This is a genomic window from Eubacteriales bacterium, from assembly GCA_041390245.1.
Classification (GTDB): domain Bacteria; phylum Bacillota; class Clostridia; order Christensenellales; family JAWKQI01; genus JAWKQI01.
In genome coordinates this window covers 1-18,115 of sequence record JAWKQI010000002.1, presented here as the reverse complement: position 1 = coordinate 18,115, position 18,115 = coordinate 1, and the positions used below count along the sequence as shown (strand labels likewise).

Annotated in this window: 19 protein-coding genes and 1 pseudogene; all 20 read right to left on the bottom strand. The window is 38.8% G+C overall.

The features are described 5' to 3' along the window. Nucleotides 1-3 precede the first annotated feature (3 nt). A complete protein-coding gene (locus R2876_03130; GenBank protein MEZ4357610.1) occupies nt 4-348 on the bottom strand; it encodes a YlbF family regulator in 345 nt (114 codons plus the stop codon). Nucleotides 349-362: 14 nt separating this feature from the next. Next, nucleotides 363-2,022 (bottom strand): annotated as a pseudogene (locus tag R2876_03125) (ribonuclease J). Nucleotides 2,023-2,068: 46 nt separating this feature from the next. Then, nucleotides 2,069-3,451 carry an ATP-dependent protease ATPase subunit HslU gene (hslU, locus tag R2876_03120; protein ID MEZ4357609.1) on the bottom strand — a complete coding sequence of 461 codons (1,383 nt, stop codon included), beginning with the start codon at nt 3,449-3,451 and terminating at the stop codon, nt 2,069-2,071. Between the two features lie 10 nt (nt 3,452-3,461). After that, entirely contained in the window at nt 3,462-3,992 is a 531-nt protein-coding gene (gene hslV, locus R2876_03115; GenBank protein ID MEZ4357608.1) for an ATP-dependent protease subunit HslV, read from the bottom strand. Further along, nucleotides 3,985-5,313: a methylenetetrahydrofolate--tRNA-(uracil(54)-C(5))-methyltransferase (FADH(2)-oxidizing) TrmFO gene (gene trmFO / locus R2876_03110; GenBank protein ID MEZ4357607.1), complete on the bottom strand. Its 1,329-nt coding sequence runs from the start codon at nt 5,311-5,313 to the stop codon at nt 3,985-3,987. The genes hslV and trmFO overlap by 8 nt, the downstream gene beginning before the upstream one ends. 6 nt (nt 5,314-5,319) lie before the next feature. Further along, a complete protein-coding gene (gene topA / locus R2876_03105; protein ID MEZ4357606.1) occupies nt 5,320-7,449 on the bottom strand; it encodes a type I DNA topoisomerase in 2,130 nt (709 codons plus the stop codon). Between the two features lie 27 nt (nt 7,450-7,476). Then, nucleotides 7,477-8,571: a DNA-processing protein DprA gene (gene dprA / locus R2876_03100; protein MEZ4357605.1), complete on the bottom strand. Its 1,095-nt coding sequence runs from the start codon at nt 8,569-8,571 to the stop codon at nt 7,477-7,479. Then, the gene (locus R2876_03095; GenBank protein MEZ4357604.1) at nt 8,561-10,102 is read right to left on the bottom strand and encodes a YifB family Mg chelatase-like AAA ATPase; all 1,542 of its coding nucleotides are present in this window, start codon (nt 10,100-10,102) and stop codon (nt 8,561-8,563) included. Before R2876_03095 ends, dprA begins: the two co-directional genes overlap by 11 nt. Before the next feature lie 3 nt (nt 10,103-10,105). Further along, the gene (locus R2876_03090; GenBank protein MEZ4357603.1) at nt 10,106-10,567 is read right to left on the bottom strand and encodes a GtrA family protein; all 462 of its coding nucleotides are present in this window, start codon (nt 10,565-10,567) and stop codon (nt 10,106-10,108) included. Beyond that, nucleotides 10,552-12,423 (bottom strand): phospholipid carrier-dependent glycosyltransferase, encoded by a 1,872-nt coding sequence (locus R2876_03085; GenBank protein MEZ4357602.1) that lies wholly within the window; start codon nt 12,421-12,423, stop codon nt 10,552-10,554. Before R2876_03085 ends, R2876_03090 begins: the two co-directional genes overlap by 16 nt. Further along, nucleotides 12,401-13,855: a glycosyltransferase 87 family protein gene (locus R2876_03080; GenBank protein MEZ4357601.1), complete on the bottom strand. Its 1,455-nt coding sequence runs from the start codon at nt 13,853-13,855 to the stop codon at nt 12,401-12,403. Before R2876_03080 ends, R2876_03085 begins: the two co-directional genes overlap by 23 nt. An 11-nt stretch (nt 13,856-13,866) precedes the next feature. Continuing rightward, on the bottom strand, nt 13,867-14,229 hold the full coding sequence (locus tag R2876_03075) for a YraN family protein (protein ID MEZ4357600.1): 363 nt from the start codon (nt 14,227-14,229) through the stop codon (nt 13,867-13,869). Between the two features lie 13 nt (nt 14,230-14,242). Then, the gene (locus tag R2876_03070) at nt 14,243-14,842 is read right to left on the bottom strand and encodes a ribonuclease HII (GenBank protein ID MEZ4357599.1); all 600 of its coding nucleotides are present in this window, start codon (nt 14,840-14,842) and stop codon (nt 14,243-14,245) included. Between the two features lie 3 nt (nt 14,843-14,845). Further along, nucleotides 14,846-15,682, bottom strand: coding sequence for a ribosome biogenesis GTPase YlqF (ylqF, locus tag R2876_03065; protein ID MEZ4357598.1), 837 nt, complete (start codon nt 15,680-15,682; stop codon nt 14,846-14,848). A gap of 53 nt (nt 15,683-15,735) precedes the next feature. After that, nucleotides 15,736-16,077 (bottom strand): 50S ribosomal protein L19, encoded by a 342-nt coding sequence (gene rplS, locus R2876_03060; GenBank protein ID MEZ4357597.1) that lies wholly within the window; start codon nt 16,075-16,077, stop codon nt 15,736-15,738. A 108-nt stretch (nt 16,078-16,185) separates the two neighbouring features. Next, nucleotides 16,186-16,920 (bottom strand): tRNA (guanosine(37)-N1)-methyltransferase TrmD, encoded by a 735-nt coding sequence (gene trmD / locus R2876_03055; GenBank protein ID MEZ4357596.1) that lies wholly within the window; start codon nt 16,918-16,920, stop codon nt 16,186-16,188. Beyond that, the gene (gene rimM, locus R2876_03050; protein MEZ4357595.1) at nt 16,910-17,425 is read right to left on the bottom strand and encodes a ribosome maturation factor RimM; all 516 of its coding nucleotides are present in this window, start codon (nt 17,423-17,425) and stop codon (nt 16,910-16,912) included. The genes trmD and rimM overlap by 11 nt, the downstream gene beginning before the upstream one ends. A 4-nt stretch (nt 17,426-17,429) precedes the next feature. Then, nucleotides 17,430-17,657: a KH domain-containing protein gene (locus R2876_03045; GenBank protein ID MEZ4357594.1), complete on the bottom strand. Its 228-nt coding sequence runs from the start codon at nt 17,655-17,657 to the stop codon at nt 17,430-17,432. 15 nt (nt 17,658-17,672) lie between these two features. Further along, nucleotides 17,673-17,906, bottom strand: a complete 234-nt coding sequence (gene rpsP, locus R2876_03040; protein MEZ4357593.1) for a 30S ribosomal protein S16 — start codon at nt 17,904-17,906, stop codon at nt 17,673-17,675. Nucleotides 17,907-17,937: 31 nt separating this feature from the next. Next, the coding region (locus R2876_03035; protein ID MEZ4357592.1) for a signal recognition particle protein at nt 17,938-18,115 on the bottom strand (178 nt) is incomplete at its 5' end.

Sequence of the window (18,115 nt, the reverse complement as noted above, 5' to 3'; positions counted from 1 at the left end):
TCTTTAATCCATAAAATCCAGGCTTACGTCGCATGCATCACCCAAAATTTTATAAATATCTCCAATTAAAGTATTAAGTTTATACTCTGCGGCAAAATACTCGGAAACATCATTATTAAACTGAAGCACTTCGCCAACCTTTTTTAGTTTTTCAATAAGTTCATTTTCAGGCTGTTTGCCAGTCATATAGCTCGCCTGTGCTTCAAATTGAAGCTTTTTATACTCTTTTACAAGAGACTTGGTAGTTTCATCTTCGTATATTTTGTCCTTAAGCTGCTTATATTTAGTAAATTCATCACTTTCTTTAATAAGTGAAGCCAATTCATTTGCTTTATCATAGATATACATTATTAAAAACCTCCTTAAATTTCAATGATTATCGGTAATAACATTGGAGTCCTTTTAGTTTTATCGTATAAAATGTCTCTCAATTCTCTTTTCAGTTTTCCCTTTACAGCCGTTCTTTCTGTTATCATTTTTCTAGAACAATCGTCTAATACTTTTACAACCACAGCTTTTGCCTGGTCCATCAAGTCTTCAGACTCACGTATATACGAATCCGCGGGATATTATTTCCGGCGATGAAACCAGCTGGCCAGTTTCCTTTGAAACCGTAGCTATGACTATAAGCAACCCGTCCTGAGAAAGAACACGCCTGTCCCGTAATACGGCGTTGCCAACGTCGCCGATACCAAGGCCGTCTATCAATACTCCGCCAGACGGCACCGATGCGCCTAAAGTTGCAAATTTTCTGTTTATTTCAATAACCTTTCCAATTTCAGGTATAAATATATTTTTTTCCGGTATGCCAAGTTTTTTTGCAATAGCGGCATGGCTGAAAAGATGCCTGTATTCGCCATGAACTGGTATAAAAAACTTTGGCTTAGTAAGCGCGATTATTAGCTTTAGCTCTTCCTGGCAGGCATGCCCTGAAACATGGACGTCTGCACGGCTTTCATTTAATACAAGCGCGCCTTTTCTATATAACATATTTATGACGTCTGATACATACCGTTCGTTTCCGGGAATCGGTGTTGAGGATATTATTACCATATCCCCTTTTTTTATCATGATTTTCGGGTGTTCGCCTGCTGCCATCCTGACAAGGCCGGACATAGTCTCGCCTTGGCTTCCTGTCGTTAAGATGAGCAGTTGTTTATCCGGTATTTTATGTATATCGTCTACGCTTACGAATAAATCGTCATCGATGTCTAAATATCCAAGATTCTGTGCGATATTGGCTATTTTAAGCATACTTCTGCCAACAAGGCATACTTTTCTGTTATACGTCTTTGCAGCATCTGCAACTTGCTGCAGCCTATATACATTTGAGGCAAAAGTCGCAACTATTATCCTGCCTGTAGCCAGTTTAAAAAAGCTGTCAAAAGTCTCTCCTACTATTTTTTCAGAACAAGTAAACCCGGGGTTCTCTGCATTGGTACTGTCTGATAACAGAGCTAAAACACCTTTGTTGCCAAGTTCACCAAGCCTGTTTAAATCCATTATTTTACCATCTATAGGAGTGTAATCTATCTTGAAATCTCCGGTGTGAACGATAAGGCCAACCGGCGTAGTTATCGCAAACCCCAAAGCACCATCGATACTGTGGCTTACTTTTATAGCCTCCACTCCAAAACAACCGAATTTTATTTTGGATCCGGCTTCTATGTTATTAAGTTCGCATCTTACGTTATATTCTTCAAGTTTTGCTTCTATAAGTGCCAATGTCAGCTTTGTTCCATATATCGGGACGTTTAATTTATCTATTATATAAGGTATAGCGCCTATGTGGTCTTCATGGCCATGTGTAATTATTAGCGCCCTTACCTTATCCTTGTTTTTTTCAAGGTACGTAGTGTCTGGTATTACATAGTCGACTCCTAGCATATCTTCTCTTGGGAACAGCAGGCCGCTGTCTATGACTATAATGTCATTTTCATATTCTATAACAGTCATATTCTTGCCGACTTCGCCTATACCGCCGAGCGGTATTATCTTTAATGATGATCTTTGTTTTTTCAATCCTGTTTTCCTCTTAACTTTATTTAATTTTAAAAATACAGATATATTATAAAATAAATTTTTGCAAATCGGTATCTTTAATTTCGTTCTTTAGATGTTCTTTGACATAATTTTCGTCTACAACTATCTCAATTTGCGTATCCATATTGCAGGCATTGTAAGAAATATCCTCCAATAAGTTTTCAAGCATTGTATGAAGCCGCCGCGCCCCTATATTTTCAGTGCTTTCATTAACTATCTCGGCGTACGTAGCAATTGCTTCCAATGAATCGTCGGTAAAAGACAAGTCTACTCCCTCTGTTTTTAAAAGCGCCTGGTACTGCTTGATTATGGCATTATCCGGCTGTACTAAAATTTTCTTAAAATCCTCTCTCGTAAGGTTTTTAAGCTCTACTTTTATAGGAAAACGCCCTTGCAGCTCCGGAATCAAGTCACTTACTTTGGAGATATGGAACGCTCCTGCCGCTATAAACAGCATATAATCCGTTTTTACCGGCCCGTACTTTGTAACAACAGTGGACCCTTCAACTATCGGCAAAATGTCTCTTTGAACGCCTTCGCGCGAAACGTCTGGCCCTTGCCCCATAGTTTTTCCGGCTATTTTATCTATTTCGTCTATAAATATGATGCCGTGCTGTTCCGCCCTGTCTATTGCCGTTTGGATTACCTCATCCATATCTATCAATTTATCAGCTTCCTGCTGTATTAAAATTTTTCTCGCATCTGAAATTGAAACTTTTCTTTTTTTAGTTTTTTTAGGAAGGATACCTCCTAACATCTCGCCGATGTTCATGTCTGCGCCGATACCTGCTATTTCAAAGCCGAGCTGTGCACTGTCTTCAACTTCGATTTCGATTATAGTATCTTCCAGCTTGCCTTGCTCCAAATCTTTTCTTACCTGCTGGCGGCGTGTAAGCGTTTTGGCTTTTTCTTCTTCAGTTTCAGTAGACGGCGCAATCTGCGGCTGGTTAAACAGCATATTGAATGCGTTTTGCGGGGTAGGCTCGTTCCTTTTGGATGGGACCAAGATGCTTAACAGCCGCTCGTTTGCCATCCTCTCCGCCTTTTCCTTAACGGATTCCATCCTATTCATCTTTACCATGCGGATAGAGGCCTCGACTAAATCACGTACCATAGATTCTACGTCTCTGCCAACATATCCAACTTCTGTAAATTTCGTAGCTTCAACTTTTATAAAAGGAGCTTTCATAAGTTTGGACAAGCGCCTTGCTATTTCGGTTTTGCCGACGCCTGTAGGCCCCACCATTATTATATTTTTAGGAGTTATTTCATCCTGTATATCTTTATTTAATAAACTCCTTCTATATCTATTTCTAAGGGCAATGGCAACTGCTTTTTTAGCTTTGTCTTGACCTATTATATACCTGTCAAGTTCTGTCACAATCTCCTTAGGTGTTAAATTAGACATTTTATCCCTCCTATATAACTTCAACAGTTACGTTTTTATTAGTATAAATACAGATATCAGATGCTATATCCAGCGCTTTTTTTGCTATATCTTCGGCAGATAAATCTGTATTCTTCTTTAATGCTTTTGCAGCAGCCAAAGCATAGGATCCGCCGGAACCTATTGCCGCTATACCGTCGTCCGGGTCTATGACTTCACCGGTACCTGAAACTACAAGCAGATCTGTTTTATCTGCGGCTATAAGCATTGCTTCTAATTTACGGAGCATCTTGTCATTGCGCCATTCCTGTGCCAGTTCTACAGCCGCACGCTGCAAGCTGCCGCCGTATTGCTCGAGTTTTGCCTCGAATCTTTCAGAAAGTGTAAACGCATCTGCAACAGAGCCGGCAAAACCAATGACGACTTTGCCGTCGTAAAGCCTTCTTACCTTTTTTGCGGTGTGTTTCATTATTGTATTTTGGCCAAATGTAACTTGACCGTCTCCGGCTATTGCACATTTTCCATCTTTTTTTACTGCTATAATAGTTGTTGCCTCAAACATAAAATCCCTCCAAAACATGTTCGTTAATATGTAAACTCTTTAAATACTCAATAGATCTATTAGCAATTATGGTGTTTTTTTCCATCTTATTCCTTATTCTTTGCTCAAGCGGCTTAATAATGCCAAAGTTTATATTCATCGGCTGAAACAAATCCGGGTTTGCATTAGATACGTATTCAGGCAGTGCTCCGATCGCCGTTATATCAGTTAACTCCGGCATCTTAGCGCCTTTTATATCATATGCTGCGGCTATACCGGTTAATAGCCCACTTGATGCAGATTCCACGTACCCTTCCACTCCGCTTATCTGCCCTGCAAAGAAAATATTGCCGTTGCTTTTAAGACGGTAATTTTCCCCTAAAAGTTTGGGAGAATTAATGAATGTATTTTTATGCATAACGCCGTAGCGCACAAATTCCGCATTCTCAAGGCCTGGTATCAAAGAAAAAACCCTTTTTTGTTCGCCAAACTTAAGATGCGTCTGAAATCCAACTATATTATAAAGCGTACCTGCTTCATTTTCACGCCTTAACTGTACAACGGCGTAAGGCTTAAAATCACTTCTCGGGTTTTTTATCCCAACAGGTTTTAGCGGGCCAAAGGCAAGGGTGTCCCTTCCCCTTTTTGCCATCACTTCAACGGGCATGCATCCTTCGAATACATTTTTATTTTCGAAATCCTTTAATTCAACGCATTCAGCGTTTATAAGTGCATCTACAAAAGAGTAATACGCCTCTTTATCCATAGCGCAATTCAAATAATCGCTGCCTTTGTCATATCTGGATGCGAAAAAAGCTTTATCCATATCTATTGATTCTGCCGTTACTATAGGTGCTGCGGCATCGAAAAAAAAGCAGTATTCTTCGCCTACTATCCGCCCTATTTCGCCGAGCAGATTTTCAGAAGTCAAGGGCCCTGTGGCGATTATAACCGGCCCTTTAGGTATTTTAGTTACTTCTTCGTTTATTATTTCTATACCGTCAATGCCTTTTAAAGTGATTGATATGAAGTCTGAAAACTTATATCTGTCAACCGCAAGCGCACTGCCAGCAGGAACCTTAAATTTATCTGCTGCTTTCATTATAAGCGAATTTAACACTCGCATTTCTTCTTTTAAAAGGCCGCAGGCATTTGATAATTGGTTTGACCTTAAAGAATTACTGCACACCAATTCCGAAAAACCTGTATATTTATGCGCGGGAGACATCTTTTTTGGTTTCATGTCAAAAAGCCTTACTTTGATGCCTCTGGATGCCAGCTGCCATGCCGCCTCGCTTCCGGCCAAGCCTGCACCTATAACGTTTACAATCTTATTTTCCATTTCTTGTTATGCTGTCTTATCGTCCTTCTTTTTCTTCTTTAAATTTTTTACACAGTTCTCATTAGAACATTTTTTATATCCTTTGCCATTTGGCAGACGGCTCAGTACCATTAAAGAACCGCATTCTTCACATTTTTCGTTTATCGGCATATCCCAGGAAACAAAATCGCACTCGGGGTATTTTTCACAGCCGTAAAACGTCTTTTTATTCTTTGTCTTTTTAACTATAATCCTGTTCCCGCATTTAGGGCACGGAACGTCTAGAGTTTTTATTATAGCCTTTGTGTTTTTGCATGCAGGATAATTAGGGCAAGCTAAGAATCTGCCGAACCTACCTTCTTTGTAGACCATTTTTGCCCCGCATTTTTCACATATTTCCTCGGATTCTTCTACAGGCAGTTCCACTTTTGAAACATTGGTTTCTGCGTTTTGAAGAATCTCTTCAAATGGCTTATAGTATTCGTCTAAAAGCCTTTTCCAGTCTTTAGCTCCGCTTTCTATCTCATCTAACTGGTTTTCTAAATTTGCAGTAAATTCTATGTCTACTATATCTTTAAAATTATTTTTTACTATATCGTTGACTATCATGCCAAGGTCAGTAGGATATAAAGTCCTTGCTTTTTTAACGACATAACCGCGCTCTTGAATCGTACTTATTATAGGCGAATATGTACTTGGGCGCCCGATCCCCTTTTCTTCGAGCATTCTTACGAGCGTTGCCTCTGTATACCTGTTCGGCGGCTGAGTGAAGTTCTGCTTAGGGGTTATCTCTTTAGCATCTAAAAGCTGACCTTGAGATAATTCAGGTATTGCATTTTTGCCTTCGCCGTCCTCTAAATTATTGTCGTATGCGGCTAAATAGCCCTTAAACTTAAGTATAGCTCCTGAGGTTCTAAATTCGTATCCGCCAGATGACAGTTCCAGCGAAACGGTAGAATATCTTGCGTCTGCCATTTGAGAGGCAAAAAACCTGTCGTAAATGAGCTTATAGAGTTTAAATTGCTCCAAAGTTAAAAACTGTTTGATTTTTTCCGGCTTTATATGCATATATGTAGGCCGGATAGCTTCGTGCGCATCCTGGATATTTTTTTTCCCTTTATATATCCTAGGTTCTGGATATAGATATTTTTCTCCGTATTGAACCTTTATCTGATCGCGTACTGCGGCCAAGGCTTCTGTCGATACGCGCACTGAATCCGTTCTAATATAAGATATAAGGCCGACTGAACCTTCTTTCCCAAGTTCTACGCCTTCGTATAGCTGCTGCGCAATAAGCATTGTCCTCTTTGTCGTAAACCCTAATCTAGATGAAGCTTCCTGCTGAAGCGAACTGGTTGTAAAAGGCGGAGATGGATGATTGAACTTTTCACCTTTTTTTATCTTATCTACTGAAAACTTTTCTTTATCTATACCGCTTAAAACTTTTTTAACTTCGCCTTCGTTTAAAAGCTCAACTTTCTTGCCGTTTTTCCCAAAGAACTTAACTTCGACCGTATCCTTTTTATCTTCGGATATAAGAAGTACAGTTATTGTCCAAAACTCTTTAGCAACGAACTCGGTTATTTCCTTTTCCCTGTCGCAGATTATTTTAACAGCAACGGACTGAACCCTTCCGGCACTTAAGCCTTTTTTGACTTTATGCCATAAAAAAGGGCTTAATTTGTATCCGACAAGCCTATCTAGAACCCTTCTTGCCTGCTGAGCATTAATCAGGCCGGTCTTAAGCGGCCTTGGTGCTTTTATTGCGTTTGTAACCGCAGTCTTAGTTATTTCGTTAAACTCTATACGGTTTATCTTGTCATTTCCTAAATTAAGCATGTCTGCTATATGCCATGAAATAGCTTCGCCTTCCCTGTCTGGGTCGGTTGCCAAATAGATTTTATTGGCGTTAGCCGCTTGCGTTTTCAATTGCTTAATTATATCGCCTTTTCCGCGGATTTGAATATACTGCGGCTGATAATCGTTTTCTATGTCTACTCCAATTTTGCTTTTCGGTAAATCACGGACGTGGCCATTAGATGCCTTAATCACGTATTTATCACCTAAAAACTTATTTATTGTCTTTGCCTTTGCAGAAGACTCGACAATCACCAAATCGTATTTTTTGTTCTCGTGCTGTTTCTTTGATCTCGGCACTGTAGTTCCCTCCATGTAAAACCTTGTTTATACTATAGTATAACTTAACCCCGGCAAGCGTTTGATTAATCCTAAAAGTTCCATAATAGTAAGCGTTGTATTGAGCTCATCGATCTCTACGCTTAGCTTTTGGGATAATTCTTCTATATTTGCATCGCCTATTAAAAGCAAATTATATATTTGCTGCTGTAAAAAATCAAGCCCTTCGATATTTTTGTTTTCAGATTGTTCATTTATATAGCCCCAGGAATATTCCTCTAAAATTTGTTTTGCGCTGGTTATTGTCCTGCATCCGCTTTCAGAAAGTATATTTGCAAGCTCTGCATTTTTAAGGAAAGCTCCGCCCTGCCCAACGAATACGTCCCTCCCCTGAAGCAGCGCATGTTTTGCAGTAATCGAGGAGCCACCTTTTTCAGATGATTCTATAACCAAAACGCCGACAGACATGCCGCTTATTATCCTGTTCCTCTTTGGGAAATTAGAAGGAAGTGGGCGCGTACCCGGGACATATTCGGATATAATAGCCCCGTTTTCAAGTATGGCATCGTATAATTTCGCATTTTCTTTAGGATATACGATGTCTACCCCACATCCTAATACCGCAACGGTAACCCCGCCGGCATTGATAGCTCCAGTGTTTGCCGCGCTGTCTATTCCGCGAGCCATACCGGATACAACTGTCACTCCGGCTGAAGCTAAATCGCAGGCTATTTCCTCCGCGAGTTTATATCCCCTTCTCGTGCATTTCCTGGTGCCAACTATTGAAAATATTTTGTCTGATATATTCCCGATATTGCCTTTTACAAACAAGACGTTTGGCGCATCATATATTTCCCGCAGATACATTGGATATTCAGGGTTTAGCCTTGTTACTAAATTAATACCCATTTTATCCATTTTTAAAATAAATTTATCAATGCCTACTTCTTCGTTGCTCTTATAAAATCTGCTTTCCACTTCCATCGGTAATGTAATCTTTAGGTGCTTTTTCCTTGCATCTGCAAAAAGTTCTTTTAAATCTACGTATTGTTCTATTATGTTATTGAATAATTTAAGAGTCATCCCCTTTGTCAGTGCAACACGGATAAACATCTTCTCATATTCGGAATAATTATAACTCATAATAGTTACCCCAATACTTTCTATCCAACGTCCTAAACTGGATAGCTTCCGCTATGTGCTTAGCGGTTATATTTTTTTCGCCGTTTAAATCGGCTATTGTTCTTGATACCTTTATTAAACGTGTCATCGTTCTTGCGGAAAAATTAAATGTATTGCTTGCTTTTTCAAGTATCATGTCCGCACCAGAGTCTAAAACGCAGTACTTTTTGAGCAGTTCACTATTTAATTGCGAGTTGCAATATATGCCGTCTTTAATATACCTTTCGTTTTGCACCTTTCTTGCCGTATCAACCCTCTTTTTAACCTCGACAGAACTTTCTTCATTACCGTCTTTTTTAAATTCTTTGTATGTTATCGGCCCCATTTCCATTTGGATGTCAATCCTGTCTAAAAACGGGCCGGACAGACGGTTTAGATAGTTCTTTATCTGAACAGGCGTGCATCTGCATTCATTTGTTGGAGAGCCGAAATTACCGCAAGGGCATGGATTCATTGCCGCTATCAGCATAAAGTTTGCCGGATAAGATACTTTTGCATTTGCCCTGGATATAGTTATCATGCCATCTTCAAGAGGCTGCCTTAATGCTTCGAGGGCAGACTTTGAAAATTCAGGAAGCTCGTCTAAAAAGAGCACACCGTTATTAGCAAGGCTGATTTCCCCGGGAAGCGCCCTCGTCCCTCCGCCTGTCAGCGCTACTGTAGATATAGTATGGTGCGGGCTTCTAAACGGCCTTTTAACGACTATGCCGTTGTTTTCATTTAACCCGCCAACTATCGAGTGCACCTTTGTCACTTCAAGGGCTTCTTCAAAGGACATATCAGGCAATATTCCTGCCGCAGCTCTTGCAAGCATTGTCTTTCCTGATCCAGGTGTTCCTATAAACAAGATGTTATGCCCTCCTGCAGCTGCGATCTCAAGCGCCCTTTTTGAAAACTTCTGGCCTTTTATATGTGAAAAATCGATTGTATCCCTGCTCTTAGCGTTTATATCCCATTTAGAATGCGGATAAAATGAGATCTTTTCCTTCCCAGATAAATGATTAACCAACTGGGACAAGTCTTTTACTGGCAATATATCAATCCCTTGAACATAGCTTGCCTCATGTGCATCTTTTTCCGGAAGCACTACAGTTTTAAACCCTTTATTTCTGGCTTCTATAACCATTGGAAGAATACCGTTTATATGGGAAAGTTTTCCGTCTAAGGACATTTCCCCCAAAAATGCAGTATCCTTAATATCTCCCGTTAACTGCTCGCTGGCCATCAATAGCCCTACTGCTATAGCCAAATCGTATACAGGGCCTTCCTTTTTTATATATGCGGGAGCCAAATTTATAGTAATCTTTTTCTGCGGAAAGATATACCCGCTGTTTTTGATAGAGGAGCAGACCCTTTCACGGGATTCTTTTACTGCCATATCCGGCAGCCCGACGATAGAAAGCGAAGGCAGCCCGTTAAATACGTCTACTTCAACCTGAACAGGGTACCCTTCTAATCCAAGCAGCCCAATACTATTTACTTTAGACAGCATTTTTTATTCACCCCTACTGTTTTCCTTAAAAACAAAAAACTTATTGCCTGTAAAATTTATAGCAAATGAAAACACTGTAGACAAAATATTAGCGACCCAAGGTATTACCATTAGTTTAGATGTCAAAATATAAATTGTAAAGGAGGCAACTCCCAGAGCCAAAACGTTTATGATTATAAACTTTAAAAAGTTAAAAGAAAAATACTTATAGTCCTTTTTAAATGTCCATTTTTTGTTCATCAAAAAGCTGTTTATAAGACCGCAAGAGTAAGAAACCAGTTTAGACGGTACTGGGGCCACAGAAAAAACCGAATTTAATAAAACAAAAACGCCCTGGTCAATGATAAAATTGACAACGCCTACTGCATGAAACTTAATCAACTGAAGAAAAAACAATTTGTTTAATTTTTGATTTTCTTTCCCCATGATTTTACCATAAGTAATTTTTATCAATAAAACGGCCATGTAGGCAGCCATCTTAATATGTCAGTATACCACCTAGGAGCTATGGTTCCGGTTATAACCGGATAAAAAGCCGCGAATATCACCCCGGATAATATAAGATACCCTATTACAAATTTCTTCCCGTGTTTGAAGTTTTCGTATATATATTTTAGAGCAAATGTAAGTATCAGTATTAAAAACGGGACTGTAGCAAAATAGTGGTATATAAAAGTCTCCCTCGAGATAATTATCCATGGCAAAAATTCTGATAAAGCAGCTATGCAGACAAACATAATCCCGCGTGCAAATTTTTTCTTTCTCAAGCGGTTAACTAAGATAAATATAACAGAAGCATACCCGCCCCACCATACAATCGGGTTTCCGAATGTGGACAAGCTGGAAATCGTTCCTTCAGGCAATCCCTTGCCTTGAAAGAAATATACGGGACGTACATCAAAAACCCATGTATACCACCGCGAGTTGAACGGGTGCGGGGTTTCTGTAGTAAGCGTTGCATGGTAGTTAAACATATAAGTCTGATTTTCTAGAATCTGCTTAAAATCATATGGGTTGTTTTTCACAAGTACATATGGTATATAGGATAACAGATATATTCCAGCCGGTATTATGATAAACATGCCTATACAATAAACAAGGGTCAATACGGTATTTTTAACATAAGTCCTTGAAATAGCACTTAAAGTTTCGGCTTCATCTTCGCTATATACACTCAAATCAGATGAAACAGCTTTTTTCGCCACCCTATATTCTGCATACCTTTGAAACATCGAGTAAAAGAATATTACGGCAAGGCCAAGCCCCGCATAAATACACAGCCACTTAGTCGCAGCACCAAGGCCGAATGCAATGCCGCACGCACCAAGCGGTAAAAGAGTCTTTTTAAGCCCGTCGCGGTTATAATTCCTGTTTACATACTCGTACATGAAGAAATACATAAGCATAATAAACAGAATACTGTAACTGTCTATAGTAGATATTCGCGTTTGGGCAAAGTGCATAAAGTCAACTGCAAATAAAAATGTCGGTATAAAAGCATAAAGGGTTTTTCTAAATATCCGCTTTGCAAATATATACATAAGCGGGAGCATCAGTACCCCTGTCAAAGTCCCCATAAAACGCCAGCCAAAGGGGTTTTCTCCAAATATCCTGATGCCGATCCCTATGATTATTTTTCCAAGTGGCGGATGTGTAATCTCATACGGACGTATATGCTCTATGTTTTCTATCGCAGTCCTAGCGTGATAAACCTCGTCGAAATACATGTTTTCCAAATAAGAAGTATAGACCGGCACCTGGGACTGTTCATCTATAAGCGCATCTATACCGTCTGCGTTTTTAGTGTTGGTATTTGTAAGTGATACTATATCTACGGGAAGGCCGTCTTCAGTGCAAAATGCCATTTCGCGGAACCTTACACCTGTTTTCTTTATATCTATTTTAACGTATTTGGCCCTAAACTGGAAATCGTAGAAATTCCATGCAAACATTTTCAGTTCAGAGTGGACAATTGTATCGTTTTCAGTACCTATGTCTTCTTGTTGTTGTTCCGTAAGAATGTATTGATTATAATTTATACCGTCGGCAGAATAGTATATATCAAAAGCCCCTGCCCCGAGGCCGGTATAATATTTGAAATAAGATATGTCGTAAATGTCATCGAACCTAAATATAAGCTCGTCTTTGGTGCTCTTTGCCTTCCATTCTGTGGAAGGTATTATAAAAGAACCCAAGTTGGTAAAGGCAATTATGGAATAAATGGCCATTATTGCCAGTATTATAAGCACATCTTTCCTGTTTAGCTTTTTCCCGTTGTAGTAAGGCGCCCTTAATCTGTCAAGAGCTTTTTCCATATTCATTAATGTCTTGCACCTCTAAAGAAAGTCTTTTATTATTACTGATTTTGAAAACAGTATATATTAAATAGACAGAAATTAAAACATTTATTACAGAAAAAGTTACCATTATAGCTGTAGATATATAGTATAAAGTTTCCTGAGCATAGTAATAAAGCACAACCAGTTCGTTTATGGAAGCGGTAGCAGTGAATAAATTAAATACTATCAGTATATTTTTGTCTGCATCTTTCGTGCTTGCATATGCAAACAGCAGAAACATTATTCCGGGGAGGATATACCTTTCACGCATAGAGTGCCCAAACATTGTTTCCAGTATATAGACAAAAGCAACTATCAAAAAGATATTTACCTTCCCTTTATTTTTAAAGTATATAATATATCCCATAACAAAAGCGGCGATTATAAATATATATCCCCAGACTTGATATGAGAATATAAACAGTATTTTATCAAAAGATTGATAGTTCGCGTCAAACATACTAAAGAAGTTAAATATATTATAAGATGCGGCCTGCGATTGCCCAATAGTAGCCAAGATGCGCCTCACAATCCAAAAAGTGCCCTGTTCACCTTGAAAAGGCAATGCGAGCAGAAATATTGTGGCCAAAGAGGCAACAACCGAAACAGCGGCGGTTTTGAGGCCCTTTTTGTATGTTTGTTTTGAAAATATATCTTTTAAGTACGGCAATGCAAAAACGGGCCCGATAAGCAGTGCCTGCGGTTTTATAAGTATGCTCACGCCATAGAATATAGCTGCAAAGGCCATCTTTTTCTGCGTTAACAGGTAAAATGTGAATACCAGTGCCAGAGTAAAAACAGCATCTACCTGGCCCCAGACAGCACCATTTATATAAAATGCCGGGTTCAAAAGTGCCAGTATGCCTAAAGATGCAGCGATTTTAAGGCTATTGTTTTTCTTTGCAATCTTATATACAAAATATACGATGGTAACGTCTGCGATAATCGCCGGAAGCCTTATCAAAACTCCGTATAGCCCTGAAGTATAGTCTATTGAAAATACATTTTTTATAAAACCTATCACATATAAAACGTATACATATCCAGGAGGATAATCTATAAAGAGCCCTGAAGTATATAATTTGGCCGGACCTAGTGTATATGCGTAATCTGCCCAGGATTTAAAACATGCCACATCCGTTTCGAACCCCGGAGAGATTGATGAAACAATCAGTTTTATAATAACTATAAAAACAGTAGAACTAATGAGCAGGTATTTTATCCGCTTTTCATCATCCGGATAAAAATTTGATTTATTCGGTTTTAGTATTGTAAATATGATATATAAAATTGTAACCGCAGCAATGGTTATTATAACAGTTAGATACGTATAAAAAAATGCCAACGCTATAGTTAATACGATAAATAAAAACGCCAGTGTTGTTAAAATAAACGTATAATTTTTGTTTTCCATCAATCAGTACCTCATGCTTCAATAAATTCAAATGCATTTTTTATATGATTTATGGTGATTATACCCACACCGGCTATTTCAATTACATCAAATCTGCAATTTTTCTCTAGCATATCGTTTTCATAAAGGTACTTAACGGCGGCGGCAGACAGCCTTTTTTGTTTACTCTTTGTCACTGCCTCGGCCGGAGTACCGAATCTATCGTCTTTCCTGAACTTAACTTCGCAAAAGCAAACGGTATCTTTATCTAAAAAAATTATGTCTATTTCCCCACCGCGGATACAGTAATTTTTACAAAGGATGGTGTATCCTAAGCTTTGCAAAAACTCAGCTGCTTTTTTTTCAGCTAAATTTCCTGTTTCCCTGTTATTCACGGCTATAAAACCCCTAAACTCCGACGATCTTTCTTATAAAAGACATTCTGTGTATAGGACAGGGCCCGTACTTTTTAAGCGCATCTATATGTTCTTTGGTGCCATATCCTTTATTTCTTATAAACCCATATTGAGGGTAAATTTCATCCATTTTTCTCATTATATTGTCACGGTAAACCTTTGCGATGACTGATGCGGCAGCTATCGTATATATCTTGTTATCTCCGCCGATGACCGCTCTGGCTTCACAGTCTGCTGTAATCACGTCTTTCCCGTCTATTAACAGGTAATTAGGGCTTTTTTCTATTTGGCTGTATGCAATGTTAAAAGCGCGTTTTGTAGCGTTTAATATATTTATTTCATCTATTGTCTTTTCGTCTACCACTCCAAAAGCATAACAAACAGCATTTCTTATTATCCATTCACTTACGATTTCACGTGTTTTCTCGGCTATCTTTTTAGAATCTTTTATTTTATCGTTTATTATATCTGTCGGCATTATGACACATGCGGCGACGACAGGCCCTGCAAGAGGCCCCCTGCCTACTTCGTCTATCCCCGCTATATATTGATACCCTTTGTTATATAAGCCTATTTCGTAATCCGCATTCATTTTCTATGGTCTTTCCAGTGTTATTTGCCCGAGCTTTCCTGCCCTGAATTCATCTAACAGCGTTTTTGCGCACCTATCATAGTCATATTCTCCTCCGGAAAGCACGAATCCTCTTTTTTTACATATTTCTTCCATGATGCCAAGCGGCGGTTTGCTTAAATCGTTTACCTTATACCTTTCTTTAATGGCATCGGGTTTAATGCTTTTAAGCATTTCTATAAACACAAGCGCTATCTCGGCCAAATCTAAGATTTCTTCACGGATAGAACCTAAAACGGCTATTATTACGGCGGTCTGCCGGTCTTCTATTTTTGGCCAGAGTATCCCAGGCGTATCCATCAGTTCTAAGTACGGAGTTACATGTATCCATTGAAGACCTTTGGTTACTCCGGGCTTATTTCCCTCCTTTAGACGTTTTTGCCCGGCCAAACGATTCAATAAAGCTGATTTGCCGACATTGGGTATGCCAAATACCATTGCCCTAATAGTTTTATTAACGCCTTTTTCCTTCATAGCACTGACGATGTCTTCTACAGCAGAATTGATAGCTGAAACTAGTTTTTTGGGGCTATCTGCCATACAGGAAAACGGATATACTTTAAATCCTTTTTTCTCTAAGTTTACCTGCCACTCTTTAGTTAAGGCGCTATCTGCCAAATCCCGTTTATTTAAAACTATAACCCTTCTTTTGCCTTTAAAAAGATCATCAAAATCCGGGTTTAAAGTTGCAGCCGGTGCACGTGCATCTGCTACTTCTATTATCAAATCTATAATTTTTAACTTGTCTTTAAGCTGGCGTTTCGCTTTGGTCATGTGGCCGGGATACCAGTTAATATCCATTTTGATCCCTCCGCAAAGTAAAAAAGAGGCTTAAATATGCCCCTTTTAATTAACTACTTTGATTTAAGTTTTGCAGCTTTGCCGACTCTGTCACGCAGATAGTAAAGCTTAGCTCTTCTGACTTTGCCGCTTCTTACCTTTTCAATATGGTCTATTCTCGGCGAATTTAGAGGGAATACTCTTTCTACGCCTATTCCATAAGATACGCGACGGACTGTTATCGACTCTCTTAACCCACCGTTTTTCTTAGCGATTACATAACCTTCAAAAGCCTGCAGCCTTTCCCTGTTTCCTTCGACAACTTTAACGTAAACTTTAACTGTATCGCCGATATCTATCTTAGGTAAATCTGATCTTAACTGTTCTTTTTCAATGCTCCTTATGATTTCATTCATAAATTCAAAGTCCTCCTTCTCTTGAAAGCGTTCATGCACAAGAAAGTGCAGCGGACCACTCTAATCAACTGCATGGTATTATACCATAACGTAAAAGCTTTGACAAGCTTATTTTTGCGCTTTAATTAAGTTTAAAAATTTTATATCATCTTCAGATAATTTGGCACTTTTTAATAGTTCCGGGCGCTTTTTGAAAGTTTCTAATATAGACATTTGCCTTTTCCATATCTCTATATTTTCATGATGCCCGCTAAGCAATACCTCCGGTACGCTAAGCCCTCTAAATTCTGCCGGACGGGTGTATTGCGGATATTCTAAAAGCCCGTTTGAAAAAGATTCATCCTCTGATGAAACCTCGTTTCCAAGTACACCTTTAATAAACCTCATTACAGTATCAATCAGTACCAGGGCAGGCAGTTCCCCGCCGGTAAGGATATAGTCGCCTACGGATACCTCTTCATCGATTAAACTGTCTATAACCCGTTGGTCGACTCCCTCGTAGTGCCCGCATAATATATTTATATAATCATACTCCGCAAGGTCTTTTGCTGTTTTCGTATCAAGTATTTTCCCTTTAGGAGACATATATATGTTTATTTTTTCCCCAACCTGATTATTTTCAACATCGCTGAAACAATCGAATATCGGCTGCGCAGTCATTATCATTCCCGCACCGCCGCCAAACGGATAATCATCCGTCCTTTTATGTTTATCAATAGTATAATCACGTATGTTGTAAACCTGCATGCTAAATGCTTTAGCGTCTATAGCACGCTTGGCTATACTCATGTTAAAAAAGCAATCGAATATTTCCGGGAAAATTGTAAGGCAGCTAAACTTCATAAACTGCCACCTCATCTAAACTCTTTTTATTTAAACGCATTAAATTATTTTCTAAATCTATTTTTGTTATTACGCGTTTTAAGGCCGGAAAAGAAAAATTGCCGTTAATTGACTTAACTACATAAACGTCTGCTGCGCCATGCTGCATAACGTCGCTTAACTGCCCAAGAATATTTCCTTTATCATCTTCTACGTTTAGGCCTATTAGATCACAAATAAAATATGCGCCTTTTTTTAGTTTTATTGTATTTTTCCTGTCTATATACAGTGAAAAACCACGAAGGTTTTCAGCATCATTAGCACTTGAAACTTTATCTAAGAGTAAATATGCAAAACCATTATGAACACGGGAGGTTTTAACCTCTCTTTTGTCGTATCCGTTTTCATCTAAAAATACATTTTTTAAATCTAAAAAACGGTTTACGTCATCTGTAAAAGGTTTCACCTTAACTTCGCCTTTTATCCCCTGTGGTTTTAATATTATACCAATCTCAATAAAATTCATTTCGTCATACTATTTCCACATAATATTTTTTTTTGCTTTTATATGATGCAGATTTAACGACCGTTCTTATCGCTTTGGCTATTCTGCCTTGTTTGCCTATGACTTTTCCCATATCGTCCGGTGCAACGCTTAGCTTAATGATTATTTCATTATCTCTTTCTTCTTCATGAATTTCAACGTTTTCCGGATGAGAAACTACGGCCTCAGCCAAATACCTTACAAGTTCTGTCATGCTAATTCCTCTTTCTTAAACTCCGCTTCTCCTGAGTAATGTTTTAACAGTTTCTGTAGGCTGTGCTCCGTTTTTAAGCCAGGTCGCAGCCTTTTCGTTATCTACTTTTAAATCTTTCTTGATTGGATCGTAATATCCTATTTCCTCAATGAAACGCCCGTCTCTTGGAGAGCGTGAATCCGAAACGACGATCCTGTAAAAAGGAGCCTTTTTCGCACCCATTCTCTTTAACCTGATTTTTACTGCCATGTAAATTATCCTCCTAATATGTTGTTAAATTTTAAAACGGCATTTTAAATCCCATTTTTCCTTTTTTATTTCCAAACTGTTTAAGCATTTTCTTCATCTGCTCAAACTGGTTTAAAAGCCTGTTTACATCTTGGATTTTAGTCCCGCTGCCGGCTGCTATCCTCTTTCTCCGGCTTCCGTTTATAATGGCGGGGTTTTTCCGTTCTTTT